This window comes from Stenotrophomonas sp. AB1(2024) (assembly GCF_037482345.1).
In the GTDB taxonomy this organism is placed as follows: Bacteria; Pseudomonadota; Gammaproteobacteria; order Xanthomonadales; family Xanthomonadaceae; genus Stenotrophomonas.
The window spans coordinates 44,685-69,473 of record NZ_JBBHKO020000002.1; the positions used below are offsets into that span (position 1 = coordinate 44,685).

The 24,789-nt window shown below is 66.6% G+C and carries 26 protein-coding genes and 2 pseudogenes; 16 read left to right on the forward strand and 12 right to left on the reverse strand.

Annotation, left to right across the window (positions count from 1 at the left end):
* Positions 1-66: 66 nt before the first annotated feature.
* Positions 67-714 carry a response regulator transcription factor gene (locus WIX41_RS16780; protein WP_339449587.1) on the forward strand — a complete coding sequence of 216 codons (648 nt, stop codon included), beginning with the start codon at positions 67-69 and terminating at the stop codon, positions 712-714.
* Positions 715-831: 117 nt separating this feature from the next.
* On the forward strand, positions 832-1,221 hold the full coding sequence (locus tag WIX41_RS16785; RefSeq protein WP_339449589.1) for a response regulator: 390 nt from the start codon (positions 832-834) through the stop codon (positions 1,219-1,221).
* 15 nt (positions 1,222-1,236) lie between these two features.
* Here the strand turns inward: WIX41_RS16785 and WIX41_RS16790 are convergent, their stop codons facing one another.
* Positions 1,237-2,403, reverse strand: coding sequence for a hypothetical protein (locus tag WIX41_RS16790; RefSeq protein ID WP_339449591.1), 1,167 nt, complete (start codon positions 2,401-2,403; stop codon positions 1,237-1,239).
* A 131-nt stretch (positions 2,404-2,534) separates the two neighbouring features.
* On the opposite strand from WIX41_RS16790, the gene WIX41_RS16795 reads away from it, so the two are divergent.
* From WIX41_RS16795 to WIX41_RS16830, 8 genes are all read left to right on the forward strand, one after another.
* The gene (locus tag WIX41_RS16795; protein ID WP_339449593.1) at positions 2,535-2,966 is read left to right on the forward strand and encodes a hypothetical protein; all 432 of its coding nucleotides are present in this window, start codon (positions 2,535-2,537) and stop codon (positions 2,964-2,966) included.
* Complete coding sequence (locus WIX41_RS16800; RefSeq protein WP_339449595.1) at positions 2,963-3,475, forward strand: YidH family protein; 513 nt, start codon at positions 2,963-2,965, stop codon at positions 3,473-3,475. The genes WIX41_RS16795 and WIX41_RS16800 overlap by 4 nt, the downstream gene beginning before the upstream one ends.
* A 142-nt stretch (positions 3,476-3,617) precedes the next feature.
* Positions 3,618-4,541 (forward strand): formylglycine-generating enzyme family protein, encoded by a 924-nt coding sequence (locus tag WIX41_RS16805; RefSeq protein WP_409187522.1) that lies wholly within the window; start codon positions 3,618-3,620, stop codon positions 4,539-4,541.
* Between the two features lie 47 nt (positions 4,542-4,588).
* A complete protein-coding gene (locus WIX41_RS16810) occupies positions 4,589-5,572 on the forward strand; it encodes a SphA family protein (protein WP_339449598.1) in 984 nt (327 codons plus the stop codon).
* A 39-nt stretch (positions 5,573-5,611) separates the two neighbouring features.
* The gene (locus WIX41_RS16815; RefSeq protein ID WP_339449600.1) at positions 5,612-6,430 is read left to right on the forward strand and encodes a DUF2092 domain-containing protein; all 819 of its coding nucleotides are present in this window, start codon (positions 5,612-5,614) and stop codon (positions 6,428-6,430) included.
* A 1-nt stretch (position 6,431) separates the two neighbouring features.
* Positions 6,432-6,953, forward strand: a complete 522-nt coding sequence (locus tag WIX41_RS16820) for a hypothetical protein (protein ID WP_339449602.1) — start codon at positions 6,432-6,434, stop codon at positions 6,951-6,953.
* 116 nt (positions 6,954-7,069) lie between these two features.
* Positions 7,070-7,621, forward strand: coding sequence for a DUF4136 domain-containing protein (locus WIX41_RS16825; RefSeq protein WP_339449604.1), 552 nt, complete (start codon positions 7,070-7,072; stop codon positions 7,619-7,621).
* 95 nt (positions 7,622-7,716) lie between these two features.
* Positions 7,717-9,981: a patatin-like phospholipase family protein gene (locus WIX41_RS16830; RefSeq protein ID WP_339449606.1), complete on the forward strand. Its 2,265-nt coding sequence runs from the start codon at positions 7,717-7,719 to the stop codon at positions 9,979-9,981.
* A gap of 72 nt (positions 9,982-10,053) precedes the next feature.
* Here the strand turns inward: WIX41_RS16830 and WIX41_RS16835 are convergent, their stop codons facing one another.
* The 3 genes from WIX41_RS16835 to WIX41_RS16845 all read right to left on the reverse strand — a co-directional run bounded on the left by WIX41_RS16835 (position 10,054) and on the right by WIX41_RS16845 (position 12,571).
* Positions 10,054-10,230 carry a hypothetical protein gene (locus WIX41_RS16835; protein WP_339449608.1) on the reverse strand — a complete coding sequence of 59 codons (177 nt, stop codon included), beginning with the start codon at positions 10,228-10,230 and terminating at the stop codon, positions 10,054-10,056.
* Positions 10,231-10,259: 29 nt separating this feature from the next.
* Positions 10,260-11,069, reverse strand: coding sequence for a hypothetical protein (locus WIX41_RS16840; RefSeq protein ID WP_339449610.1), 810 nt, complete (start codon positions 11,067-11,069; stop codon positions 10,260-10,262).
* Positions 11,070-11,224: 155 nt separating this feature from the next.
* Entirely contained in the window at positions 11,225-12,571 is a 1,347-nt protein-coding gene (locus WIX41_RS16845) for an Nramp family divalent metal transporter (RefSeq protein WP_339449612.1), read from the reverse strand.
* A 235-nt stretch (positions 12,572-12,806) separates the two neighbouring features.
* Here WIX41_RS16845 and WIX41_RS16850 point away from each other — a divergent pair, with 235 nt between their 5' ends.
* The 4 genes and pseudogenes from WIX41_RS16850 (at position 12,807) to WIX41_RS16865 (ending at position 15,797) form a co-directional block, all read left to right on the forward strand.
* Positions 12,807-13,583, forward strand: coding sequence for a hypothetical protein (locus WIX41_RS16850; protein WP_339449614.1), 777 nt, complete (start codon positions 12,807-12,809; stop codon positions 13,581-13,583).
* A 14-nt stretch (positions 13,584-13,597) separates the two neighbouring features.
* Positions 13,598-14,575 (forward strand): zinc-binding dehydrogenase, encoded by a 978-nt coding sequence (locus tag WIX41_RS16855; RefSeq protein ID WP_339449616.1) that lies wholly within the window; start codon positions 13,598-13,600, stop codon positions 14,573-14,575.
* Between the two features lie 19 nt (positions 14,576-14,594).
* Positions 14,595-14,843: pseudogene (locus WIX41_RS16860) on the forward strand (cupin domain-containing protein); the annotation flags it as partial.
* Positions 14,844-14,879: 36 nt separating this feature from the next.
* Positions 14,880-15,797, forward strand: coding sequence for a M14 family metallopeptidase (locus tag WIX41_RS16865; RefSeq protein WP_339449620.1), 918 nt, complete (start codon positions 14,880-14,882; stop codon positions 15,795-15,797).
* A gap of 71 nt (positions 15,798-15,868) precedes the next feature.
* Here the strand turns inward: WIX41_RS16865 and WIX41_RS16870 are convergent, their stop codons facing one another.
* The 3 genes from WIX41_RS16870 to WIX41_RS16880 all read right to left on the reverse strand — a co-directional run bounded on the left by WIX41_RS16870 (position 15,869) and on the right by WIX41_RS16880 (position 18,821).
* The gene (locus WIX41_RS16870) at positions 15,869-17,014 is read right to left on the reverse strand and encodes an MFS transporter (protein ID WP_339449622.1); all 1,146 of its coding nucleotides are present in this window, start codon (positions 17,012-17,014) and stop codon (positions 15,869-15,871) included.
* Positions 17,015-17,024: 10 nt separating this feature from the next.
* Complete coding sequence (locus WIX41_RS16875) at positions 17,025-17,807, reverse strand: DeoR/GlpR family DNA-binding transcription regulator (RefSeq protein WP_339449623.1); 783 nt, start codon at positions 17,805-17,807, stop codon at positions 17,025-17,027.
* 105 nt (positions 17,808-17,912) lie between these two features.
* On the reverse strand, positions 17,913-18,821 hold the full coding sequence (locus WIX41_RS16880) for a LysR family transcriptional regulator (protein ID WP_339449624.1): 909 nt from the start codon (positions 18,819-18,821) through the stop codon (positions 17,913-17,915).
* Positions 18,822-18,921: 100 nt separating this feature from the next.
* Here WIX41_RS16880 and WIX41_RS16885 point away from each other — a divergent pair, with 100 nt between their 5' ends.
* Together WIX41_RS16885 and WIX41_RS17495 are read left to right on the forward strand one after the other, a co-directional pair.
* Positions 18,922-19,686, forward strand: coding sequence for an SDR family NAD(P)-dependent oxidoreductase (locus WIX41_RS16885; RefSeq protein ID WP_339449625.1), 765 nt, complete (start codon positions 18,922-18,924; stop codon positions 19,684-19,686).
* Between the two features lie 16 nt (positions 19,687-19,702).
* Positions 19,703-19,798: pseudogene (locus WIX41_RS17495) on the forward strand (DUF3817 domain-containing protein); the annotation flags it as partial.
* 8 nt (positions 19,799-19,806) lie between these two features.
* Here the strand turns inward: WIX41_RS17495 and WIX41_RS16890 are convergent.
* From WIX41_RS16890 to atpC, 5 genes are all read right to left on the reverse strand, one after another.
* Positions 19,807-20,127: a thioredoxin family protein gene (locus WIX41_RS16890; protein WP_339449626.1), complete on the reverse strand. Its 321-nt coding sequence runs from the start codon at positions 20,125-20,127 to the stop codon at positions 19,807-19,809.
* The gene (locus tag WIX41_RS16895; protein ID WP_339449627.1) at positions 20,121-20,582 is read right to left on the reverse strand and encodes a flavodoxin; all 462 of its coding nucleotides are present in this window, start codon (positions 20,580-20,582) and stop codon (positions 20,121-20,123) included. The genes WIX41_RS16890 and WIX41_RS16895 overlap by 7 nt, the downstream gene beginning before the upstream one ends.
* 11 nt (positions 20,583-20,593) lie before the next feature.
* Positions 20,594-21,634, reverse strand: a complete 1,041-nt coding sequence (locus WIX41_RS16900) for a ribonucleotide-diphosphate reductase subunit beta (protein WP_339449629.1) — start codon at positions 21,632-21,634, stop codon at positions 20,594-20,596.
* Between the two features lie 113 nt (positions 21,635-21,747).
* Positions 21,748-24,120, reverse strand: coding sequence for a ribonucleoside-diphosphate reductase subunit alpha (locus tag WIX41_RS16905; RefSeq protein ID WP_339449631.1), 2,373 nt, complete (start codon positions 24,118-24,120; stop codon positions 21,748-21,750).
* A gap of 197 nt (positions 24,121-24,317) precedes the next feature.
* On the reverse strand, positions 24,318-24,764 hold the full coding sequence (gene atpC / locus WIX41_RS16910; protein ID WP_339449632.1) for an ATP synthase F1 subunit epsilon: 447 nt from the start codon (positions 24,762-24,764) through the stop codon (positions 24,318-24,320).
* Positions 24,765-24,789 lie beyond the last annotated feature (25 nt).

Genomic DNA, 24,789 nt, shown 5'->3' on the forward strand with positions numbered 1-24,789 from the left:
TGGCGCCACGGCCGGTCCGCAGAGCACTTCAATCAGGGGACGATTGATGCCACGGGAGACGACAACATGCAGGTTTCGTATTCGACGGCGGAGTGCCGGCATCGCAGGGTAGTGTTGGCCGATGACCACCGGGTGGTGGCACAGGGCATTGAACATCTGCTGGAAGACCGCTTCGACTCGATCGAGCTGGTCTCATCGGGTGTGGAGCTGGTCGAGGCAGTCCGGCGCGATCCCCCCGACGTGGTGGTGGCCGACATCAGCATGCCCGGTCTCACCGGCATCCAGGCGCTGCGGCGGATGCGCGAGGAGGGCTACGAGATGCCCGTGGTGTTCCTCACCATGCATGACGAGTCGAGCATGGCCGCCGAAGCGATCCGCGCCGGCGCGCGCGGCTACGTGCTCAAGAGCGCGGCCGGCGAAGAGCTGGTGCGTGCGCTGGCGGGCGTGATGGGAGGGCACACCTATGTGTCCCCGACCCTCGCCGTCGACGCCATCACCAATGCCGGCCGGCAGCAATACGTGCTGACCGACAAACAGCTGCGCATCCTGGAGTACGTGGCACGAGGGCTGCGCTCCAAACAGATCGCCTACGAACTGGGCGTTTCGGTGCGCACGATCGAGTCGCACAAGTACGCGATCATGCAGGAGCTGGGCGTGCATGGCACGCTGGAGCTGGTGCGCAAAGCCGAGCACGAGGGGTTGATCCGGCATTGAGACGGCCAAAGGCTGCGGCGGGCAAGTAGATTTACTTGCCCCCGCCCGGTTGTTTTTCCCTTGTTATGGGCACCGGGGCGGCACACCATCAGGGCACGCGTTGCTCTGGCGGAAACCATGAATGCTGTCCGTGTGCTGCTTGCCGAAGACGGCTCCGCCATGGGGCGACAACTGCGTGGACTGCTGGCCGAACAGTTCGATGTGATCGGCCTGGTCCAGGATGGCGCCTCGCTGATCAAGGCCGCACAGACGATGTTGCCCGACGTGGTGGTGACCGACATCGCGATGCCCGAGATCAACGGGCTGGAGGCGGCGCGCCGGTTGCGCGCGCAGCGGCCGGTGCTGGGCGTGGTCTTCATCACGGTACATGCCGAGCCGCAGATGGTGGACCAGGCGATGGCGCTGGGGCCCTGCAGCTACGTACTCAAGTCCGACGCGGGCGATGACCTGGCATTGGCCGTGCAGGCGGCGCTGCGTGGTGAGCGCTTCATATCGCACTCGCTTTGAGCGGTGCGTACACGCTCAGATCAGGATGCCAGCCAGTTTGGCCACCAGCTCGTCCACCGACATGGCCACCAGTACCAGCGGCAGCAGCGGTACGACCGCCGGCAACGCCATCCCCAGCAGGTTCCAGCGGGTGACCGGTACCACTGACATGGCTGCCGTGCCCTGGTATACCGCGCTGAAATCGGCGAAGGCAGAGGCGTCATTGTGATCGAGCAGCGACTCGGTGCTGGCGGTCTCATCGCTGGCCGCCTTCCAGCGCTGGTCGAATGCCGCAGCCGCGCGGTTGCCCAGTGCGCTGAAGCGATACAAAGCATGCCGTCGGACGCGAATCAGGGTTGGAGCAAGCAACAGCAACGGGGCGACCAGCAACAGTGTCGCACCGACGGCATAGCCCGCCAGCAGGTGGCGCATCGAATACAGCGAAGCATCGAGATAGGTCATGTGGTTGAGGCATGCGCCGGAGAGGACCAGCGCTCCGGCCGCACCCAGGATGCTGAAGCGCTCCTGCGCCAGGCCGAGAAACGCCATGCCTCCGGTGCGGTCCGGATGCTCGGCGTGCAGGGTCAGGCCCACTGACGGCAACCGTGCGAGCAGCATCGCCCAGAGCAGGAAGCGCCATAGCCACAGCAGCGCGACCAGCCGGAACAGGGGCATGCCCGCCCAGGCATACCAGTGGCCGGCCGGCGTCGTCGCGCCGGCGTGGCTGTGCCAGTCCGGAACATCGCCGGGCAGGCTGCTCACGCCGCCCTCGAGGAACAGCGGCAGGAAGGCCAGCACGATGCAGGCCACCTCCGGCCAGCAACTGTCGCGCCCACGGCGGACCCTGGCCAGCAGTGCCTGCAGCCGGGGCTGCCGGCGCGGGTGGACCAGGCTTGCATGGGTCAGTTGGCGCAATGCGCCGTGCAGCAGCGCATCGGCGCGGGGCGCGGCAAGCACCAGCAGTGGCAGGGCCAGCAGCAGGCGGGCGAGGGTGGCGTAGTCGCCCAGCAGCGCCATGGCGTGGGGGCGTGGCCACAGCATGCCCTGTGCATTGGCCAGCAGCAGCAACGGCACCAGGGTGACCACCAACAGCGCTGCGGCGAGCCACCATGACAGGCGCCGGCTGCCATGCAGCGCACCGCTGGCGTGCAGCAGGCGGTGCACCAATCCACCGCGCATCAGTGAGTAGCTGTCCTGGCTCATGCGGGGTGAGCATACCCTTGCGACCGGCTGCTGCAGGCGCAGTAAAAATACTGATGCCGGTGCAGTACCAATCCCGATGTGCGCCCGGGTCGCCGCCGTCAAGCTGGAGCCCTGTGGAAAGGAACACGGCAATGCTCCTGGTCATCGATTTTCTGACGCGATTCTGGACGGACATGATGGGCCGTGCCGATGGTCCAATGACCTTTCGCTTCTTCCTGCAGCCGACCATGGCCCTGATCACCGCACTCATCGACGGGGTTCGCGCCGCACGCGCAGGCAAGCCGCCCTACGCATGGTTCATTGCGCACAGCAGGGGAGAGGAGCGCCGCACCGCCTGGCGTGAGGGTGTCACCGCAACGACCCGGATTCTGCTGCTGGGGGTGGTGATGGATGTGATCTACCAGGTCCGTGTGTACGGCGGCTTCCGCTACCCGCTCGAGGCGTTCGTGCTCGCGGTGGTGCTGGGCTTTATTCCCTACCTCATTCTGCGTGGCCCCTTCACCCGATTGGCCACGCATTGGCTGCGGCGTCATCCCAACCACGGCAAGGATTCCCAGCCATGACCGAGAAAGATCCGGCAAAGGTAATGTCCGAGCGCGCGATCACCATCGAGCAGGCGCGCCAGGCCCTGGGCGGTACGGACGAGGCATCGCTGGAGCTATCCTCGCGGCGCACCGGCATGTCGTTCCAGCGCACGCGCATGAGCGCGGACCGGACCCTCATGTCGATCATGCGGACCGCGCTGTCGTTGATCGGATTCGGTTTCACCATCTACCAGTTCTTCGGGCACATGCTGCAGGTGCCCGGCGTCGCCCTGCGCCCGCATGCGCCGCGCAACTTCGGGGTGGCGCTGGTTGCGCTGGGCATCGTGATGCTCACGCTCGGCATCATCTACCACGTGCGCTACATGCAGGGGCTGCGCGCCGAACGCCGGCTGATGATCGGTGAGGGTCTGGTACATGGAGAAAGCCACTACCCGATTTCACTGACCCTCATCACTGCCGGGTTGCTGTGGCTGCTTGGCCTGCTGGCCATCGTCGGCATGACCTTCAACGTGGCCCCGTTCGGCTGACGCCCGGATCCGCTACCGCTTCCCACGTTCCTGAACGCCCGTCATGGAGAACATAAATGGCAGCCACAGCATTCCAGACCACTTCACGCCGGCAGCGACGCCGGTGCCATGCGCTGCACTGCTGCCTGAGCGGTGGCCGGGAATGAATGTCGTGGCCGATACCATGATCGAGATCGAGGGTGGGGTCTTCCTGATGGGCTCCAACGACCATTACCCGGAAGAGCGGCCGGCGCACAAGGTACGGGTGGGGGCGTTCCGGATCGACCGCTATCCGGTCACCAACCGTGAGTTCTCACGCTTCGTCAGCGCGACCGGTTACGTGACGGCGGCCGAACGGCCGGCAGATCCGTGCGACTACCCCGGTGCGGATCCGGCATTGCTGGTGCCCTCGTCGGTGGTGTTCGTGCAGCCTTCGCATCCGGTGGACATGTCCAACACACACAACTGGTGGCACTACGTATCAGGTGCCAACTGGCGGCACCCCCGCGGACCGTTCACCCAGCTGGACGGTTTGGACGACCACCCGGTGGTGCACGTGACCTTCGACGATGCGCAGGCGTATGCACAGTGGATCGGCAAGTCGCTTCCCACCGAAGCCGAGTGGGAATACGCCGCGCGCGGTGGGCAGGAAGCCAGCGAGTTCCCCTGGGGCGACAGCCTCACCGTGCGCGGGCGCCACCAGGCCAACACCTGGCAGGGTGAGTTCCCCTGGCTGAACGTGGAAGAAGATGGGCATCGCTGGACGTCGCCAGTGGGAAGCTATCCGCCGAACAGCTACGGGCTGTACGACATGATCGGCAACGTCTGGGAGTGGACCAGCGACTGGTACCAGCAGCACGACCAGCTGCAGAGCAAAGCGTGCTGCGCGATCGACAACCCGCGCGGCGGCGAGCGTCAGCGCAGCCACGATCCGGGCGATCGCAGCGCGATTCCACGGCGGGTGATGAAGGGAGGTTCGTACCTGTGCGCGCCGAACTACTGCCGGCGCTACCGACCGGCCGCGCGCATGGCCCAGCCGATCGATACCTCCACCTGCCACGTCGGCTTCCGTTGCGTGGAACGCTGATGCGCAACCGCGGCCCTGATCGTCGCGAAACGAACGAGGTGATTGTCATGCCAGCTCCCTCTGCCACCCACTACCGCCGCAGCTGCCTCGCCTGCGCCGTTCTGCTCGGCACGCTGGCGCTGGTGGCCGCGCTGCCGGCGCACGCGGTCGAAGGCGGCCTGGGGCGCTCCATCACCGGTATGCAGATCACGTCTTATGTGGGCGTCATTCCACCCGAGCCTGGCATGCAGTGGTCGCTGAGCTATGTGCACTACGACGGCAGGATCGGTGGCAGTCGGCCCGCGCCGATCGCAGGCCAGATTTCGCTGGGGCTGGAGGCCGACGTCAGTCTGTTTGCCGCCACCGGTGTGTACGTGTGGCCGACGAAAACCGGCAGGTGGAACTTCGCCACGATGCTGACCGTGCCTTACATCGACGCGAATGTCACCGCCAACCTGCAGGGGCCTCTGGGCAACCAGGTGCGGGTGCAGGACAGTGCCTCCAACCTGTTCGATGTGTACTTCGCCCCCGTCATCGCCGGCTTCCACATCGACGAGGTACAGCACCTTTCCTTCGGATTGTACGTCTACGCACCCACCGCCAAGTACACCCCCGGCAAGCTGGCCAACCCCGGCCTGAACGTCTGGACCGTGTCGCCCGCGGCCGGCTACACCCACCTGTTCCAGAAGGGCACGCTGGAGTTCAGCGTGCTTGGTGGGATGGACTGGTACAGCCGCAACGACGACACCGATTACAAGAACGGCCTGGTGCTTCGCACCGACGCGCTGCTGGTCAAGCGCACCGCCAGCGGCTGGGGATTCGGCGCGGCGGCGGGCTGGCTGCAGCAGGTGCAGGACGATGAGGGCGACGTGGCCGACCGGCTCAATGGCTTCAAGGGCCGCTCGTTCGGCGTGGGGCCGGTGCTGACCTATGGCAGGAAGTGGTCCGGTGGCGAGCACGTGGACGTGTCGTTCCGCTACCTCAGTGAGTTCAGCGTGCGCAACCGCTTCGAGGGCGATCCCTGGAGCCTGTCCATCAGCGCGGGTTTCTGAGAGCCCCGCCTATTTACTTTCCGTTTCCGGAGACACCTCATGGACACCGCTGCCACCTGTATTGCCCGCACCGCCTGCCTGCTTCTCGCTGGGCTGGCCGGCGCCGCACAACCGCTCGCCGCCGCCCCGGCGACGCCGCCGGCAGCCACCACCATCGCCGCCGAGCGCGACCCGGAGGCGCTGGCCGCGCTGGACCGCATGGGCGCCGCATTGCGGGGACTGAAACAGTTTTCTCTGACCTCCGATGCCAGCACCGAAGTGGTGCTTGAGGATGGCCAGAAGATCGAACTGGACGGCGTGGTGACCTACAAGGTCAAGGCCCCGGACCAGCTGTTCCTGGAGCTGCGCAGCGATCGCCAGCTGCGCCAGCTGTTCTACGACGGCAATGCGCTGACGGTGTACTCGCCGCGCCTGAAGTACTACGCGCAGGTGGATGGGGTGGGCGCCACGCTGGGCGAGCTGGTCGAGCAGGCTGCCAACCGCTACGGCATCGAGATGCCGCTGGCCGACATGTTCCTGTGGGGCACCGACAAGGCGCCCAAGACCGCCATCCGCAGTGCGTTGCACGTGGGTGGCGGTACGCTCGACGGCGAGCCGATCGAACAGTACGCCTTCAAACAGGACGCGGTGGACTGGCAGGTGTGGATCTCCAAGGCCACCTCGCTGCCGAAGAAGCTGATCATCAATTCACTGGACGACCCGGCCCAGCCGCAGTACCGCGCGCGGCTGAAGTGGGATACACGCACGCCGGTGCCGGCCACCGCGTTCCAGTTCACCCCGCCGGCCGATGCGGCGCGGATCAAGCTGGTGCCGGTCGAGGTTGCCGTGGTGGTTCCCGATGCCGGCCAGGAGAACTGATATGCGTACGCTGCCCAAGACCCGCACCCCCTGGCTGGCAGCCGCCAGCAGCCTGATGGTACTGCTGGCATTGAACATCGCCCCGGTCGAGGCACAACATGGCCATCGCGGCGGCGGCGCGCGCGCGGGTGGGGGGGCGGCACGGGCAAGTGCCCACGCCAACATCAACCGCCCGGTGCAGCGGCCGCAAGGCGGCGCTCAACGCAACATCGACCATGACGTCAATCGCAATGTGGATCGGAATGTGAACAGGAACGTGAACCGGAACGTCAATGTCGACGTGGACTACCATGACGACCACTGGAATCACTGGGACGACCATCCCTTCGCGACCGCTGCAGCCGTCACGGCCGGTGTGGCGGTGACCTCGGCGGTGATCGGTTCAATCGTCAACGCGGTACCCCCCAGCTGCGTGACGACCGTCATCAACGGCATGGCTTACCAGCAGTGCGGCAGTACCTGGTATGAGCCGCGCTACAGCGGGACCACGGTGCAGTACGTTGTCATCAACCCGCCGCGGTGACGGGAGGACCGGTAGTTTTGCCTGTTGTGCCTGCGTAGTTATGCGGGTTACGAGCCGCGACAGCGGCAGTAGGCTGTAGTGGACCCCATTACCCATCTGGAACCGGAGCCTGTGCCATGAAAGCCTTTGCGATTGCGGTCCTCGCCACCTCGCTGGTGGCTTGCGCGTCCACACCCACCGTACATACCGACTTCGATCCGGGGGCGAACTTCGCCTCGTTCAAGACCTACAGCTGGGCGATGAAGCCGCAGGGCGCGTCGCCCCTGGTCACGCAGCGGATCGTCGACGGTGTCGACGCGCGCCTGGCCGCGCGCGGCTGGACCCAGGCCGCCACCGGCGGTGACGTGGCGCTGGCCGCGCATATCGTGACCACCCAGCGGCAGACCCTGGACACGTTCTACACCGGCAGCAACATGGGCGGTTGGGGCTGGCGTGGCGGCGGCTGGGGCGGCGGCATGGGCATGGGCAGCTCGACCACGACGGTACGCACCTACGACGTGGGCACGCTGGTGGTTGACATGTTCGATGCGCGCACCAAGCAGGCGGTCTGGCGCGGCACGGCCAGCGGTACGGTGCCGCGCACTCCGGAACGGACCAACGCCGCTGTCGAGGCCGGGCTGGACAGGCTGTTCGCCAGCTTCCCGCCTGGCAGTGCACCGGCCAAGTAACGCAACAGCGGTATTCGACGTTTCACCGCGCGGTGCCGCGCCGGGGCCCATCCCTCCCACCGGCCCGGCGCCGCGCACTTTCATTGAGGTGCCTCTTGGCGATTTCCACGCCTGCGGGCATGCGCCTGCTGCTGGCCTGCCTGCTGGCACCCGGTGCGGTGCTGGCCGCCGAACCGGTCACGACGCTGGACGGCACGCAGTGCGGTCACCGCGACAGCGGCGACACGCGTCCGCGGATCGGGGTGGCATTGGGCGGCGGCGGCGCGCGTGGCATCGCCCATGTGCGTATCCTGCGCCAGCTCGAAGCCCTGCACATCCCGGTGGACTGCATTGCCGGCACCAGCGCGGGCGCGCTGGTCGGGGCGCTGTATGCTTCGGGCAAGACGCCCGAACAGATCGAACAGGTCGTGCTGGATACCCAATGGATGGCGATGTTCAGCGACACCCTGCCGCGCCGCGAGCGGTCGCTGCAGCGCAAGGCCGACGACTACGAACAGCTGGCGCCGATCGGGATCGGCCTCGGCGGGCAGGGCAAACGGATCCAGATCTCCGGCGGTGTGTCGCAGGGCGAGCGCCTGATCGCGCTGTTTGAGACCGTCACGGGAGGCAGCCAGGTCACCGGCGACTTCGACGACCTGTCCATTCCGTTCCGTGCGATCGCCACCGACCTCAATACCGGTGAAGCGGTGGTGCTCGACCACGGCAGCCTGCCGATGGCCATGCGCGCGAGCATGTCGCTGCCCGGCATTTTCCGCCCGATTGCGATCGATGGACGCGTCCTGCTCGATGGTGGCGTCTCCAACCAGGTCCCCATCGATGTGGTGCGTGCGATGGGGGCCGACCGGGTCATCGCGGTGGATGTGGGCACCCCGCTCAGTGCGCTCGACCGCGATGCCAGCCTGGTGGACGTGATCGGGCAGCTCAGCGGCTTCCTGACCACCCGCAATGCCAAGCGCCAGTTGGATACGCTCGGCCCGCAGGACCTGTTGATCGCGCCACAGCTCACCGGCAAGGTGGCGACCGGCGACTTCGACAAGGCGCCCGACGCGCTGGCGATCGGCCAGCAGGCGGCGGAGCAGGCCGCCCCGGCGCTGCGTGCGTTCTCGCAGCCGGCACCGGTCTACCAGCGCTGGTATGCGACCCGTGAAACGCGCGCAGCCAGTGCAGCACCGGCACCGATTGCGTTCATCGAGGTACGCAACCACACCGGCTACGCCGATGAACTGCTGTTGTCCTACCTGCCGGTGGAAATCGGCAAGCCGCTGGACAGCAAGGCCATGCAGGAAGGCGTGCTGCGTGCATACGGCATGGACACGCTGGCCAGCATCAGCTACGAGCAGGAGCGCCGCGACGACGGCCAGGTCGGGGTGGTGATCACCGCGCATGAGAAACCCAACGGGCCGATCTACCTGGAAGCAGGCTGGACCCTGAGCAACGACCTGGACGGCAACCATGAAAGCAACCTGCGCGCCGGCCTGTTGTTCGCGCCGTTGTCGCCCTATGGTGCCGAAGCGCGGCTGACCCTGCAGGTGGGCAGCGAACCGGCACTCAAGGGCAGCTACTACCATCCCTTCGACGTCGGCAACCGCTATGCCTTCGAAGCCGTGGGCGGTTTCGAAACGCGCAGCTTCAACGTATTCGACGATGCCGGCAACAAAACCTCGCGCTACCGGATGCGCCGCACCGGCGCGGGCGTGGACCTGGTGCGCAACGTGTCCAACGTACTGTCGGTGCGCGCCGGCATCGAGCGCTATACCGGCAGTGCGCGGATGGATATCGGCTCGCCCCGGGTGCCGCGCACCGACTTCGACGAAGGTGGACTGACCGCCCGCATCACCTACGACAACATCGACAGCCTGTACTTTCCCCGCGATGGCTTCCTGATCAACCTGGGTACCTACCAGTCGCGCGAGAGCCTGGGGGCCGACACGCGGTTCGGCCAGATCGACCTGGATGCAGTGGGCGCGTTTCCGTTCGGACGCAGCGCGGTGCAGCTTGGCCTGCGCTACCACGTAACCTCGTCGGGCACCGCACCGGTGCAGAGCATCTACCGGCTGGGCGGGCGCTGGCGGCTGGCCGGGTTCCAGAACAACCAACTGACCGGCCAGGACTACGCGCTGGGATTTGCCGGTTACACCTATGAGCTGGGCAAGGTGCTGGGCCGTTCGGCGCAGGTCGGTGGCACGGTGGAATACGGCAACGCCTGGCAGCGCCGTTCGGACATGTCGATCAGCGATGGCATCTGGAACGGCAGCCTGTTCCTGGGTTTCGATTCGTGGATCGGCCCGTTGATCTTCGGCCTGGGCATGCGCGAGGGCGGAGACCGGGTGGTGTTCATTGAACTGGGACAATCCCTGTAGCGTCTACCGGTAGCGCTGGCCGTTGGCCGGCGGTCGGGATTGGCCTGGGCCGGCCAACGGCCGGCGCTACCGTCACAGCACCTGGGACAGGATCACGGCCAGCGCGCCGATCCAGCAGACCAGGACGAACCAGGCCAGTACCGCGTTGGCGCTGATGCCGCGCTTGCGCACCAGCAGGCTCACCACCAGCGCGGCCAGCAGCGGCACCAGGAACAGGGCGAGGATCCAGAACCAGGGATGGGAAACCATGATGGCACCTGCAGGAGGCTGCGTGGAGGTTACTCGGGGAATACCAGGGTCAGCGTGAACCGGGCGCTCCAGCGGTTGGCGTACTGCGGCCGGTCCACGTTGTAGAAGGCGCCGGCGCCGAGGCTGAACGGGGTCTTGCCCAGGTGCAGTACCTTGGACACCGTGGCGCCCAGTGGCACGGTCCAACCATTGCCGCTGCCGGCCTTCCAGTTGTAGCTGGTCTCGGACGTCATGCCGACCGACCAGCCGCCGGGCAGGTTGCGGGTGACGAACGGCTGCAGGCTGGTGGTGCTGACATCGTCGCGATCGCCGTCGCCGCCGATCGACCACACGTGGTTGGCCAGCGCACCCAACGTCCAATTGCGGGTCTTGTGCACCAGAATGAAGGCCGGGCCCAGCGAGTATCTGCCGGTGCCCAGGCTGTCGTGCGAAGCGGTGTCGAGCAACGCGGCGGCGCCGAAGCCGAACTCGGTGCCCTGCGCTTCGGCTTCGGTCTTGGGAATGTAGTAGCCCTGCACGAACAGATCACCGGTGCCACTGCGGTCCTGCGGATACTGGTTCCACTGGATCGGCAGGATCGGGCGCAGGATGAACTTGCCGTGCTCGCCCACGAACGGGATTACCGGCTGGATCTTGAGCTGCTGGTTGTGGAAATCGCCGCCGGGCCCAACCGAGCCCAGGTAGTTGTACTGGAATGGCACCGAGATGAGCGCGGCGCCAGGGTCGGCAAGTTTGCGGGCGATGTCGTCGGTGGATGATCCGCTTCCCGGCGCGGTTTGCGCCGCCGCGCCGCCACAGATCAGTACTGCAAGCAGCAGGCAGGAACGGCTGGGGCGCATGGTGCTCTCCTGTGGGTCCGGGCCTGCCAGGCAGGCCATGAGCCATGGTGCGTACTCGCCGCAGGGCGGACAAGCGGAGTTACACCGAAGCGCCCTAGGTATTTCTACCGTCTCAACCTCGATGGAGGTCAAGAGCGGCCAGGCAGGGCCTGGCTCTACCGCGTCAACGTCTCAGCCAATAGTTTGATGTTGAGCACCACGATCACCGCAGCAATTACCCAGGCCAGCGTCAACAGCCATTTCGGCGCCACCAGGCTGCCCATCCGCGCCTTGTTGCCGACGAACATCACCAGCGGGATCACCGCGAACGGCAGCTGCATCGACAGCACCACCTGGCTCAGCACCAGCAGCCGTGCCGTGCCCTGTTCGCCGTAGATCGCGGTGACGATCACCACTGGCACGATGGCGATGCCACGGGTCAGCAGGCGACGCGCCCACGGCGCAATGCGCAGGCGCAGGAATCCTTCCATCACGATCTGCCCGGCCAAGGTGGCGGTCACCGTCGAATTGATGCCCGAGGCCAACAGCGCCACCGCGAACAACGTCGAGGCCACCCCAACCCCCAGCATGGGCGCCAGCAGCTCATATGCCTGCTCGATCTCCTGCACATCGGTCCGGCCGTGGGCATGGAACACCGCGGCCGCCAGGATCAGGATCGAGGCGTTGATGAACAACGCCAGCATCAGCGCAATGGTGCTGTCGGTCACCGCCCAGCGCAGCGCGCTGCGCCGACCGCTGTCGGTACGCGGGTAGGCGCGGGTCTGCACGATCGAAGAATGCAGGTACAGGTTGTGCGGCATCACCGTGGCGCCGATGATGCCGATGGCCAGGTACAGCGCGTGCGGGTTGGTGACCACTTCCGCGCGCGGAATGAAGCCGCCCAGCACCGCCTGCAGCGGCGGCGCGGCCAGCGCGATCTGCACCGCGAAGCAGGCGAAGATCACCAGCAGCAGGGCGATCACGAACGCTTCCAGCGCGCGGAAGCCGCGATGCATCAGCCACAGCACCAGCACCACGTCCACCGCGGTGATGATCGCGCCCATCATCAACGGCAGGCCGAACAGCAGCTTCAGTGCGATGGCGGTACCGATCACTTCGGCCAGGTCGCAGGCGATGATCGCGATCTCGCACAACACCCACAGGCACAGGTTCACCGGTTTGGAGAAGTGGTCGCGGCAGGCCTGCGCGAGATCGCGCCCGGTGGCGATGCCCAGCCGCGCCGACAGCCCCTGCAGCACGATGGCCATCAGGTTGGAGAGCAGGATCACCGACAGCAGCAGGTAGCCGAACTGCGCGCCACCGGCGATGTCGGTGGCCCAGTTGCCCGGGTCCATGTAGCCCACCGATACCATGTAGCCGGGGCCCAGGAACGCCAACAGGCGGAACCACCAGTGCCCGCCTCTGGGCACGGGCACGCTGGCATGCATCTCGCCCAGGCTGGGGCGATTTCCGGTGGCCTGCGGCCAGGCCGTGGCGGTCGGGGAGGGGGGATCCGCGCTCATGCCGTTGAATATAGCAGAGGCTATGTTATCAAGTCAGTGCAAAGTCGGGGGCCGCTCACCACGGCGGCAACTGGCGCCGCTTTCTTCTGCTGGCGATCAGTGGGGGGTGTTCGACTGATGGTCCGTTCGGCATTGCGCGGTTGCCCGCCATGGGCCGATGGGTACGCCATGTGTCGTGGCACCTCCTTAACCGCAAAGCGCGTATGGTCGACGCTCTTTGAGCAGGAGTGGGTGCATGCGCTGGATCGTGTTGTTGGCCGCCTTGGCCATGCCAGTGGTGGCGTGGTTGTCCCAGACCGGCCAGTTCGGCCCGACCAACGGTGCGATCTCCGACCGCTATCCCACGCTGCTGGTCGCGGCCGGCTATGCGTTCTCGATCTGGGGCCTGATCTTCCTGTGGGACGTGGCTTTTGGCCTGTGGCAGTTGCGCCAGCGTCGGCCTGACGGCAATACCGGCGTACGCGGCTGGGCCGCCGCCGGGTTCGCACTTACGGCAGCGTGGATGCCCGTGTTCTCCAGCCAGGCATTCCTGCCGGCGCTGGCGATCATCTGGCTTGCGCTGCTGTGCCTGCTGGTCGCAGCGGTACGCGCCGCGCCGGCCACCGCCAGCGCCGGGCAGCGTGCGTTCGCGGCCTATCCGCTGGCGCTTCATGCCGGCTGGCTGACCGTGGCCGCCTTCCTCAATACCGCCCAGGTGATCGTGGCGTACCAGTGGCTGCCGACCGGCGACATGCTGTCGTGGAGTGTGGTGCTGCTGGCGCTGGCCACGCTGCTGGCGTGGGTGATGAACTATCGCCTGCGCGGCCATTTTGCATACCCGGCAGCGGTGATCTGGGCGCTGGTGGGCGTGTGCATCAAACAATCCGGCTGGCGCCTGCCGGGTGCGGAGACCGTTGCGGTTCTTGCGCTGGCCATTGCCGTGCTGCTGGTGCTGCAGACCCTGCTGCTGCGCACCCGTGCCTGGCGCGCACCGCGCGTGGGTGTGGTCGCCGCGCACCGCCATCGTCGTTGATCGAGGAGATTCCCATGCGTGCAGCATTGCATGACCAGTTTGGTGACCCGACTGTCGTCCTGCACGGCGGTGAGGCGGCTCTTCCGGTACCTGCGGCCGGCGAAGTGCGGATCCGCACCGTGCTCGCACCGATCCACAACCATGACCTGTGGACCATCCGCGGCCAGTACGGCTACAGGCCCGAACTGCCGGCCATCGGGGGCAGTGAAGGTACCGGCGTGATCGACGCGCTGGGCGAAGGCGTGACCCGCCTGCAGCTGGGCCAACGGGTCAGCGCTGCCTCCGTGCACGGCACCTGGGCCGAGCAGTTCATTGCGCCGGCCCGGATGGTGATTCCGATGCCGGACAGCATCAACGATGAAACGGCTGCGCAATTGATCGCCATGCCGCTGAGTGCGTTGATGCTGCTGGAGTTCCTGCAGGTGGAAGCAGGGCAGTGGATCGTGCAGAACGCGGCCAATGGTGCGGTCGGCAAGGCACTGGCGATGTTGGCCAAGGCGCGCGGCGTGCATTGCGTGAACCTGGTGCGACGTGATGCGGGCGTGGCCGAGATGGAAGCGCTGGGCATCGACAACACGATTTCCACCGCGCAGGCAGATTGGATTGCGCAGGTGCAGGCGCGGGTTGGTGGTGGTGCGATGGTAGCCGGAGTGGATTCGGTCGGCGGGCGCGCCAGCGGCGAGTTGATGGGCCTGCTCGGTGAGGGCGGCACGCTGGTGTCGTTCGGCTCGATGACCGGTGAGCCGATGCAGCTGGGCTCGGGTGATGTGATCTTCAAGCAGGCCACGGTGAAGGGGTTCTGGGGCAGCAAGGTCAGCCAGAACATGGCCCCGGAGAAGAAACGCCAGTTGGTGGGCGAGTTGCTTGAGCTGGCCGCATCGGGCGGGCTGAGCCTGCCGGTGGACGCGGTGTTCGGGCTGGACCAGGTGGCCGAGGCAGCGAAGGCCAGTCTGGAACCAGGCCGAAACGGCAAAGTCCTGCTGCGCCCGTAAGGGCGCGCCGGTGACCGGGCACACCCGTCCACTGGGCCAGACCCTGATCGTCACCACCGGCGTGGGCAGGGTGCAGGAGTGGGGCAAGCCCGCGCAGGAGATCCGCCCCGGCGACATCATCTGGATCCCATCGGGCATGAAGCATTGGCACGGCGCCACGCCGGATGTGGCCATGACCCACATCGCCATCGCAGAGGCTGTCGATGGTTCGCCGGTCACCTGGCTGGAGCAGGTCAGCGACGACCAATACCTTGGTCGCGCAGGCTAAAATCGCGGTTCTTCCGTGACAACCGCGAGCCCAACCATGAACGACACCCGCTTCTACCCCATCGGTACCCCCGGCCAGCCGTGGGGCGCTGCAGAGAAAGCGGAGTGGCGGGCGCGGCAGCTGCCGGTGCGGCGCTATGCCGACGATGTGTTGCCGGCGCTGGAACGACTGCGCGCTGATTTCGATGTGGTCCAGTACGGCACCCTGGGCTACGCGCCGGACCACTACCCGCTGTTTGCGGTGCGCAGCCGCGACTGGAATCCGGCGCTGCCGTCGGTGCTGGTCACCGGTGGCGTGCACGGCTACGAAACCAGCGGCGTGGAAGGCGCGCTGCAGTTCCTGGCCACGCGTGCGGCCGACTATGCCGGGCGCGCCAACGTGCTGGTCGCCCCGTGCGTGAGTCCGTGGGGGTATGAGCGCGTCCAGCGCTGGAATGCCGATGCGATCGACCCGAACCGCTCGTTCGTGGCCGACAGCCCGGCGCAGGAGTCGGCCGCGCTGATGGCGCTGGTGGCACCGCTGCGTGACGGCATGGTCCTGCACATCGACCTGCACGAAACCACCGACAGCGATGAAAGCGAGTTCCGCCCGGCGCTGGCCGCGCGCGATGGCAAGCCGTTCGAGCCGGGCCTGATTCCCGATGGCTTCTACCTGGTCGACGACACCGAAAACCGGCAGCCGGCTTTCCAGCAGGCGGTCAATGCGGCGGTGGAGCAGGTGACCCACATCGCGCCCGCCGATGAGCGCAACGAAATCATCGGTTCGCCGGTGGTGGCGCCGGGGGTAATCGAGTATCCGCTGAAGAAGCTGGGTCTGTGCGCCAGCATCACCGGTGCGCGCTTCACTACCACCACCGAGGTGTATCCGGACAGCCCGCGTGCGACGCCGCAGCAGTGCAACGATGCGCAGGTCGCGGCGATCTGCGCGGCCATTGATTACGCGCTGGCCCATTGATCGGCGGTCGATGGCAGTGCGCGCCGCGGTCAGGCGCTGCTAGGAAAGCCCCAGCCACGCAGGGCGTGGCTCTACGCCTTCACCCACTTTGCGGTCAGGCCTACGAGCAGTAATGCGATCGCAACGGCGCAGAAGGCGATGACCAGGCTGCTGGCTTGGGCGACGAAGCCGATCAGGGCCGGGCCGGCCAGGATGCCGGCATAGCCGAGGGTGGTGATGGCGGGGATGGCCAGGCTTTCTGGCATGGTCTTCTGGTTGCCTGCCATGGAGAACAGGGCGGGGATGATGTTGGCGCAGCCCAGGCCGATCAGCGCATAGCCCAGCAGTGCCGGCAACAGGGCGCTGGCGAAGGTGGCGATGCCGAAACCGGCGGCGGCCACGATGCTGCCCAGCAGGATCGCGCGCAGGCGGCCAAGTTTTGCGACCATGCCGTCGCCAACCAGGCGGGTCACGGTCATCGCGATGGCGAAGGTCATGAAGCCCAGGCCGGCGCGGTCCGGTGGCACCTGCTGCACTTCATGCAGGAACACCGCGCTCCAGTCGAGCACCGCGCCTTCGGCGAGGAAGGCGACGAAGCACAGCACGCCGATCGCCAGCACCACGCCATGCGGCACGGCGAATACCGGGGCGCCACTCGGCGCGCGGTCGCGCCGCCAGTACGGCACGGACACCGCCAGCACCATCACCATCGCAACCGATGCCAGCACGCATACCCACAGCGGCGGCAGCCGCAGTGCCAACAGCGCGGTCATCGCGGCGGCGCCCACCGCACCGCCGATGCTGTAGAAGGCGTGGAAGCCGGACATCATCGGCCGACCGCTGTCGCGCTCCACCATCACCGCCTGGATGTTCATCGTGCAGTCGCAGGCGCCGACACCAGCGCCGAACACAAACAGCGCCAGGCCCAGCGTCCACGGCGAGGGCGCGATGGCCAGCAGTGGCAGGCTGGCCACCACCATCAGCAGCGTCACGATCATCACCGCGCGGCAGCCATGGCGGGCGGCGAGTATGCCGGCCAACGGCATCGCCAGCAGCGAGCCGGCGCCCAGGCACAGCAGCACCAGGCCCAACGAGCCTTCATCCAATCCAGTGCGGCTCTTGGCGAACGGAACAAGCGGGGCCCAGGCGGCGGTGGCAAAGCCGGGCAGGAAAAACGCCGCGCGGGTGGCGTGCTGTTCGGCGCGCGCGCCGCGTGCGGAAAGAGCGGTAACGGTCATCAATGAAACCTCAGTACGGCGCAGCGCGCTGGATGTCGACGCCGCGGCGCTGGAAGGCCTGCACCTGCGCGTCGGGGGCATCGTGTTCGATCACCAGCAGGTCGATCTGCTCGACCCCGCCGACGCGATAGGCCGCCTGGGTGCCAAGCTTGTCGTTGGTGGCCACCGCGATGCAGCGGCTGCTGGCCGCCAGCAGGGCGCGTTTGAGCGGTGCTTCTTCGCCATCGATCGTCCACAGACCTGCGTCAGCATCGACCGCGCAGGTGCCGATGAAACAGACGTCCGCGCGCAGCCCGGCCACCGTCTCAAGTGCCTGCGCGCCGATGCAGGCGCCGGCGCGCGGGTCCAGCCGCCCGCCGATCAGCGTCACCTCGATCCCGCCGCGCGCCAGCAACGCCAGGGCGATATCGGGTGCATTGGTGACCACATGCAGGCCCTGTTGTTGCGGCAGGCAAGCGGCGATCGCACTGTTGGTGGAGCCGGCATCCAGGAGGACGCGGTTACCGGGGCGGACATGGGCGACGGCGGCGAGCGCCAGCGCGTGCTTCTGCGCCGGCTGCTGCGCGTGGCGCGCGGGCAGCGGCGGAAAATCCACTGCGGCCGGCAGCGCGCCGCCATGGACTTTGTGGCACAAGCCTTGGCTGGCGAGCTCGCGCAGGTCGCGGCGGATCGAGTCTTCCGACACGTCCATCTGCACGGCAAGCTGGGCGGAAAACACGCGGCCCTGTTCGCGCAGCAGGCGCAGGATGGTCTGTTGGCGTTCGCCAGGGAGCGCGTCGGGGGTCATCAGCATCGTGGGGCAGCCGTCTGGAGTGACGAACTGTACACGAATGAATGCACGTATGTGCACGAGTGTGCGCGAATATGCGTAAGTGTGCGGCACAGTGCGTGCCTGTGTTCAGTCGACGCGCTGCAGTTCCGGCGTCACCCGTTCCGCCACCCATTCCATGAAGGCCGCCACCCGACGCGGCAGGTGCCGGCGCTGCGCGTAGAGCAGGGTCACCGGCATCGGCTCGGCCACGCAGTCCGGCAGTACTTCCACCAGCGTCCCCGCCGCCAGCGCCCGCCGTGCACCCAGCCGCGGCACCTGGATGATGCCCAGCCCAGCCAGTGCCGCCGCGCTGTAAGCCTCGCCGCTGTTGACCGTCATGGCCCCCCGCATTGGCACGCTGCGATAGCCCTGGCCGTCGTGGTACTCGAAGCCGGGCGAACGTTGGCCCAGCGTGCCTACGTAGTGCACCAGCGCATGGTGCGACAGGTCGTCGAGGGAACGTGGCACGCCGTGTGTGGCCAGATACGCCGGGCTGGCGCAGTTGACGATGCGCATCACGCCGAGCGGTCGCGCCACCAGCGTGTTGTCATCCAGCGGGCCGACCCGCACCACGCAGTCGAAGCCCTCGCGGACCAGATCGACGCGGCGGTCGGTGCCGCTCAGCTCGATTTCCAGCCCCGGGTGCCGGGCCAGGAAATCGGGCAGCTGCGGAATCACCAGCTGCCGGGCCAGGCCGCTGGACATGTCCACCCGCAGCCGGCCCTTGAGCTGGCCGGTATCGCGGCGGAACATGCCCTGCAGGTCCTCCATGTCATCCAGCAGGTCGCGGGCGCGTTGCTGGAACTGCGCACCATCAGACGTCAGCCGGACCCGGCGGGTGGTCCGGTGGAGCAGCTGCACGCCCACTTCCGCTTCCAGCCGCTGCACGGCCAGCGAAACGCTCGCTTTGGGCAACCCCAGCTGCTCGGCTGCGGCGGTGAACGAGCCCAGTTCGGCAACGCGCAGGAAACTGCGCAGGTGGTCGAGGCGGTCCATGGATTGTTCGCTCTGGGTGGACAGTCAAATCAGGATTGCGCGGTTTATGTGATTGCGCAATGCCAATAGTCTGGCGTCACACCTCACCCAGGAGCACCCCATGTCCATCTCCACTTCCCGCGTCGTGCTGATCACCGGCGGCAGCCGTGGCCTCGGCCGCAATGCCGCCTTGGCGCTGGCCGCCGACGGCGCCGACATCCTGCTGACCTACCGCAACCAGGCGGATGCGGCCAACGCCGTGGTCGCGCAGATCCAGGCGCTGGGCCGCCGCGCGGCGGCGCTGCCGCTGGATGTCGCCGACAGCGGCAGCTTTGCCGCCTTCGCCGGTGCCGTGAAAGAGCAGTTGCAGGCGTGGGGCGAACCCGGGCTGCAGGGCCTGCTCAACAATGCAGGCGAAGGCCTGCACGCGATGATTGCCGATACCACCGCGGCGCAGTTCGACCACCTGGTGGCGGTGCACCTGAAGGGGCCGTACTTCCTGACCCAGGCGCTGCTGCCGTTGATCGCCGAGGGTGGGCGCATCCTCAATGTGTCCAGCGGCCTGGCCCGTTTCTCGCTGCCGGGCAGTTCGGCCTACGCGATGATGAAGGGCGGCATCGAGGTGTTCAGTCGCTACCTGGCCAAGGAACTCGGTGCACGCGGCATCAGTGCCAACACGCTGGCACCGGGCGCGATCGAAACCGACTTCGGCGGTGGCCGCGTCCGCGACGACGAAGCGATCAACGCCATGGTCGCCGGCAATACGGCGCTGGGCCGTGCGGGCAAGCCGGATGACGTCGGGCCGGTGGTGGTGGCGCTGTTGTCGCCGGCCACTGGTTGGATCAACGCGCAGCGGGTGGAAGCGTCGGGCGGCATGTTCGTCTGACGTGGTGACCGTGCTGGCCGCCGACCTGGCGCTGCTGGCGGCGGTACCGCCGCAGGTGACGTTGCCGCTGGAATGGTGGTTCAAGCGGCGCGGGTTGTTGGCACCGCGCTGACGCCCCCGTTATCGGCAGAGCAGGACGCGGATGGCGTCGGGCGACTGGAAGCCCGGCAGGCGCTGGATTTCGCGGCCGTCACGGACCAGGCTCAGGGTCGGGGTCTGGCGCAGGCCGAGTTCGCGGAACAGCGGCTCGCCCACGGATTCCAGTTTGACCTTGAGCAGCACCAGGCCCTCTGCCTCTGGCGCGTCAGCCACCGCTGCCAGCGACATATCCAGCATCCGGCAGCCCGGGCAGTTGTCCTTGTGGTAGTCCACCAGCAGCGCGGGGTGGCGGGCGATGGCGGCATGGTAGTGCTCGGCGGTGTCGGCGTGCAGGGTCAGCATGGGACGGGAACTCCGGTTGCAACCAGGACGGTGTCCGTCCAGTGGTGGATGGTGCGGGCGTCGGCCTGGCCGTGTGGCATCTGTTCGATTTCCAGCACCGGATGCGGTGAGCCGAACCAGCGGGCCAACCGATGCGCGGCACCGCAGTAGTACTCCAGCCCCCACTGCGTTTCGCCGGTACCGAACACCGCCACGCGCTCGGGCGGGGGCAGGGCATCGGCATCGCGCAGCGCGCCCACGAACCGTTTCATCTCGGCCGGGGTGCGGCCGGCGTTGTCGGTCCAGCAGCCGAGCAACAGGCGGTCATGCGGCCGGGCTGCAAGGGCGGCGGCCTGTGCGTCGTCGACATCCAGCAGCGTCACGCAATGGCCGTGCGTGCTGCAGCGCGCCGCAACCATCCGCGCCACTTCGCGGGTATTGCCGCTCAACGAGGCATAGGCAATCAAGGCGTGCATGCGCAGGCTCCTTACAGATCGTCGAAGCCGTTGTCCGAATTGGTCTTCTTGTAGCTGGCGTTGCGCATCTCGAAGAAGTCGGTCTTGGTTTCGGTGAAGTTGTCGGCGTAGGCCTTGATCCACGGCATCACGTTGGCGTTCGATTCGCTGTACAGCTTCTCGATGCCGAGCATGCCGGCCATCTTGTTGGCGCGGTACTTCACGTAACGGATCATCTCGTCCACGTCGATGCCGTCGATACCGTCCAGCACCTCGCCGGTCCAGCGGGTTTCCAGTGCGATGGCATGCTCGAACGCATCGTGCACGTAGGCCGTGAGCTGGTCGCCCTGCAGCTGTGCGTTCTCGCCGATGATGGCGCGGATCAGTTCGCTGATGAACTTGGTGTGGGCCAGCTCGTCGCGGTTGATGAAGCTGATGATCTTGCCGGTGCCGGTCATCCGGTTCTGGCGGACCAGGTTGTAGAAGAACGCAAAGCCCGAATAGAAGTTGATGCCTTCCAGGATCGAGGACTGGATCAGCGAGCGGATCAACGTTTCGGCGGTCTTCTCGCGCATGAAGTCGTCGTAGGACTGCATGATCGGCGCGTTGCGGGCCAGGATGGTCGGGTGGGTGCGGGCCAGCTCGAACACCCGGTTCTGGTCGGCCAGCCCGGCGATGGAGGCCAGCACGTAGCTGTAGCTTTCGTTGTGGATCACCTCCTGCTGGCCGATGATGGCCGCGTTGGCGTGCGCGGCCGGGTCGGTGATGTACTCGGCCACGTTGTAGATGTAGCGGGTCTGCGGCGAATCCAGCGTGGCCAGCAACCCGATGATCGAGTCGTAGGCGTTTTTCTCGCGCGCCGACAGCTCACCGTACTGGCGCGCGTCGCCTTTCATGTCCACTTCGTCGGGTATCCAGAAATTGGTCGACAGCTCCTTGTACGCCCGGTAGAAGGATGGGTAGGGGATGTCGTTCCAGTTCAGGATGCCGCTGGTGCGGCCATTGATGATCCCCGTGGACCGGTTGGGGTGGCGGGGTTCGAGAATCCTGATGCGTTCTAACGGCGTTGCCATGGGATGTTCCCTGTTACGTGATTTCCGGCGTTCCCGAAGGCCGGCCAACGGCCGGCGCTACCGGTGCGGCCGATCTGCTGTAGAGCCACGCCCTGCATGGCTGCAATGCGTGGTCAAGACGCACACCACTCGCATTCCTCAATATCAATATCGTTGGACCGCACGTAATACGTGGTCTTCAACCCCTCGCGCCACGCACTCATATGCAAAGCCAACAACGTGCTCGCCCGGATGGTGCTTGGGACATACAGGTTGAAACTGATCGACTGGTCCACATGCCGCTGTCGGCGCGCGTTCTGGCGGATGCTGGCGAACTGGTCCAGCCGGTAAGCGCCTTTCTCGTAATACGGGTAGGTCTCCAGCGACAACCCCGGCGCGGCGACCGGGCGCCGGAAGTCCTTCTTCTCCTCGTAATAGAACGCGCCGTACACCGGATCGATGGAAGCACTGGAGCCGGCAATCTGCGCGGTGCTCATGTTCGGCGCCACCGCCAGCAGCCAGCCGTTGCGCAGCCCATGCAAGCCGACCTGCGTGGCCAGTTCCTGCCAGGCCGGGCTGTCATAGCCGCGGGTGCGGAAGTACTCGCCGGTCTGCCAGTCGCTGCCGACGAACGCGCTGTAGCGGCCTTTTTCCTGCGCCAGCTGCAGGCTGGCCTGGATGGACAGGAAGTTGATGCGTTCGTACAGGGTGTCGGCATAATCCTCGGCCTGCACGCTGTCCCACTGGATGTGCTGCTGGGCCAGCAGGTGGTGCCAGCCGAAGGTGCCCAGGCCAATGGCGCGATACTTGCGGTTGGTGATGGTGGCCTGCGGTACCGGCAGCTGGTTGAGGTCGATCACGTTGTCGAGCATGCGCACCTGGATCGGCACCAGCCGTTCCAGCACGTCGGAGGACAGCAGGTCCGGCGCGGCGGTGACCGCACGGCCCAGGTTGATCGAAGACAGGTTGCACACCACGAAATCGCCCGCCTGGCGCGTGGTCACGATCTGGTCGCCGCTGATCATCTCCTGGATCATGCGGGTGGGGCTCATGTTCTGCAGGATCTCGGTACACAGATTGCTGGAGTAAACCGTGCCGGCATGCTTGTTCGGGTTCTTCCGGTTGACCTCGTCGCGGTAGAACATGAACGGGTTGCCGGTTTCCAGCTGGCTGACCATGATCCGCTTGAACAGGTCGATGGCCTTGAGCGTACGCCGGCTGATCCGCTCGTCGGCCACCACTTCGGCATAGCGCTCGCGGAAACTGCCGTGGCCGCGCTGCTCGTCGTGGAAATCCTGCAGGTACCAGCCCTTGATGCGGTGTACTTCATGGGGATCGAACAGGTACCAGTCGCCGCGGCGTTCCACCGCTTCCATGAACAGGTCCGGCAGGCACACCGAGGTGAACACATCGTGCGCGCGCAGGCGCTGGTCGCCGTTGTTCAGGCGCAGGTCCAGGAAGTTCTCGATGTCGCGGTGCCACACATCCAGGTACACCGCGACGGCGCCCTTGCGCTGGCCCAGCTGGTCCACGCTGACGGCGGTGTTGTTGAGCTGCTTGATCCACGGCACTACGCCGCCGGACGAATTGGCCACGCCACGGATCGGCGCGCCGGCCGAGCGCACGTAGCCCAGGTAGGCACCGACCCCGCCGCCGTGCTTGGAGACGCGCGCCACGTCGGTGTTGGAGTCGTAGATGCCCTGCAGGCTGTCGTCCACCGTGTCGATGAAGCACGAGGACAGCTGCCCGCCGACCTTGCCGGCGTTGGCCAGGGTCGGGGTGGCCACGGTCATGTAGAGATGCGACAACGCCCAGTAGGCCTCGCGCACCAGCTGCATGCGCCGTTGCCGTGAGCGTTCGCCATGCAGGTGCTCGTGCTGCATCAGGTACAGCGCGATGGTGAGCCAGCGCTCCTGCGGCAGTTCGAACACACCACGGGTCTGGTCCGTGGCGAGGTAGCGGGTGGCCAGCAGATACAGCCCGTTGTAGGCGAACAGCCGGTCGCGGTCCGGGTCGATCATCTGCCCGGCTTCCTCCAGTTCTTCCTTGGAATAGGCCTTGAGGATGTCGATCGAGTATACGTTGCGGTCGGCCAGGCTTTCCTGCAGGCCCACGTAGGAACCGTAGCGCAGCGCGGCATCGTAGAACCGGTTGCGGCTGGCGCGTTTGTACAGGCGGCGCAGGTACAGGCGGGCGGCGAAGTGTTCCCAGTCCGGCGCGACCAGATCGATCCGCGATTCGGCTTCGCGGATCAGCAGGTCCACCAGGTCATCGGCGCTGAGCTGGGTGCGGCGGTTGATCAGTGCCAGCACCGCGCGCAGGTAGTCGGCCAGGTCCAGGCTGGGGAACCCGGTGTGCGTGCTGCGCAGGGCGCGTTCCAGCCGCGCCGGATCGAAGCGCATGCGGCGGTTGCCGGCTTCCTTGGTGATCCAGAGGGTGTTTTCGCCGGCGTCGGTTGCCGGCTCGGCCGACACGGAGGTGTCGGTGGCGGTGTCGTCGTTGGTCATCGCTGTTCCATCTTCCAGGGGCCGTTCGGGGTGTCATGTCGTGCGGCCGGAGGAGGCTGCAGGGACGAAGACAGGAACCGGGCCTGGCGGAAGCGGGGAGCCGATAAGCACAACATAGTGTGGGTCTGCCTCATCGTCAACATCATATGTTGTGTTTACGAGCGGACAGAGATGACCAGATGTCGCAGCTGCAGCCGCTACTTCCAGGGCAGGCCGCGCAGCTGCAGGGCGCGCTGATGCATCAGTTCGGCGTGCAGGCGGACGTAGTCCTCGTCGGTGAACGCCTGTGCCATCGGCGAGCGCGCCGCCTCCGCTGCAATCCGTGCGCGTGCCTGATCGAGGTCGTCGCTGCGCAGGGCCAGATCGGCCATCACGATCACTTTGCCCGGCTGCACTTCCACGTAGCCTCCGGACACGTACACGTGCAGTGGCGGTTCGGCTTTCAATGGATACACCGACACTATGCCTTCGCGCAGCGTGCCCAGCAGCGGGGTATGGCGGGCCATCACCCCGAAGCGGCCATTGCTGCCGGGCATGCTCACCTCGCGGACCTCGCCGCTCCACAGCTCACCGGCCAGGCTGAGGATCTGCAGCGACAGGCCCTGTGCGTCGGCAAGCAGCGCGGGCAGGGGAAGCAACGCCATGGCGGAAGGTCCTTGAAGCATTGCC

Excerpts from the sequence above, each read along its gene's own strand:
- WIX41_RS16840 (WP_339449610.1), bottom strand. The coding sequence starts at position 11,069 with ATGCGCCCCAGCCGTTCCTGCCTGCTGCTTGCAGTACTGATCTGTGGC.
- WIX41_RS16785 (WP_339449589.1), top strand. The coding sequence starts at position 832 with ATGAATGCTGTCCGTGTGCTGCTTGCCGAAGACGGCTCCGCCATGGGG.
- WIX41_RS16850 (WP_339449614.1), top strand. The coding sequence starts at position 12,807 with ATGCGCTGGATCGTGTTGTTGGCCGCCTTGGCCATGCCAGTGGTGGCG.
- WIX41_RS16800 (WP_339449595.1), top strand. The coding sequence starts at position 2,963 with ATGACCGAGAAAGATCCGGCAAAGGTAATGTCCGAGCGCGCGATCACC.
- WIX41_RS16890 (WP_339449626.1), bottom strand. The coding sequence starts at position 20,127 with ATGCTGACCCTGCACGCCGACACCGCCGAGCACTACCATGCCGCCATC.
- WIX41_RS16865 (WP_339449620.1), top strand. The coding sequence starts at position 14,880 with ATGAACGACACCCGCTTCTACCCCATCGGTACCCCCGGCCAGCCGTGG.
- WIX41_RS16845 (WP_339449612.1), bottom strand. The coding sequence starts at position 12,571 with ATGAGCGCGGATCCCCCCTCCCCGACCGCCACGGCCTGGCCGCAGGCC.
- WIX41_RS16810 (WP_339449598.1), top strand. The coding sequence starts at position 4,589 with ATGCCAGCTCCCTCTGCCACCCACTACCGCCGCAGCTGCCTCGCCTGC.
- WIX41_RS16905 (WP_339449631.1), bottom strand. The coding sequence starts at position 24,120 with ATGACCAACGACGACACCGCCACCGACACCTCCGTGTCGGCCGAGCCG.
- WIX41_RS16815 (WP_339449600.1), top strand. The coding sequence starts at position 5,612 with ATGGACACCGCTGCCACCTGTATTGCCCGCACCGCCTGCCTGCTTCTC.
- WIX41_RS16875 (WP_339449623.1), bottom strand. The coding sequence starts at position 17,807 with ATGCTGATGACCCCCGACGCGCTCCCTGGCGAACGCCAACAGACCATC.
- WIX41_RS16790 (WP_339449591.1), bottom strand. The coding sequence starts at position 2,403 with ATGAGCCAGGACAGCTACTCACTGATGCGCGGTGGATTGGTGCACCGC.
- WIX41_RS16880 (WP_339449624.1), bottom strand. The coding sequence starts at position 18,821 with ATGGACCGCCTCGACCACCTGCGCAGTTTCCTGCGCGTTGCCGAACTG.
- WIX41_RS16780 (WP_339449587.1), top strand. The coding sequence starts at position 67 with ATGCAGGTTTCGTATTCGACGGCGGAGTGCCGGCATCGCAGGGTAGTG.
- WIX41_RS16885 (WP_339449625.1), top strand. The coding sequence starts at position 18,922 with ATGTCCATCTCCACTTCCCGCGTCGTGCTGATCACCGGCGGCAGCCGT.
- WIX41_RS16835 (WP_339449608.1), bottom strand. The coding sequence starts at position 10,230 with ATGGTTTCCCATCCCTGGTTCTGGATCCTCGCCCTGTTCCTGGTGCCG.
- WIX41_RS16795 (WP_339449593.1), top strand. The coding sequence starts at position 2,535 with ATGCTCCTGGTCATCGATTTTCTGACGCGATTCTGGACGGACATGATG.
- WIX41_RS16870 (WP_339449622.1), bottom strand. The coding sequence starts at position 17,014 with ATGACCGTTACCGCTCTTTCCGCACGCGGCGCGCGCGCCGAACAGCAC.
- WIX41_RS16900 (WP_339449629.1), bottom strand. The coding sequence starts at position 21,634 with ATGGCAACGCCGTTAGAACGCATCAGGATTCTCGAACCCCGCCACCCC.
- WIX41_RS16805 (WP_409187522.1), top strand. The coding sequence starts at position 3,618 with ATGAATGTCGTGGCCGATACCATGATCGAGATCGAGGGTGGGGTCTTC.
- WIX41_RS16855 (WP_339449616.1), top strand. The coding sequence starts at position 13,598 with ATGCGTGCAGCATTGCATGACCAGTTTGGTGACCCGACTGTCGTCCTG.
- WIX41_RS16825 (WP_339449604.1), top strand. The coding sequence starts at position 7,070 with ATGAAAGCCTTTGCGATTGCGGTCCTCGCCACCTCGCTGGTGGCTTGC.
- atpC (WP_339449632.1), bottom strand. The coding sequence starts at position 24,764 with ATGGCGTTGCTTCCCCTGCCCGCGCTGCTTGCCGACGCACAGGGCCTG.
- WIX41_RS16895 (WP_339449627.1), bottom strand. The coding sequence starts at position 20,582 with ATGCACGCCTTGATTGCCTATGCCTCGTTGAGCGGCAATACCCGCGAA.
- WIX41_RS16820 (WP_339449602.1), top strand. The coding sequence starts at position 6,432 with ATGCGTACGCTGCCCAAGACCCGCACCCCCTGGCTGGCAGCCGCCAGC.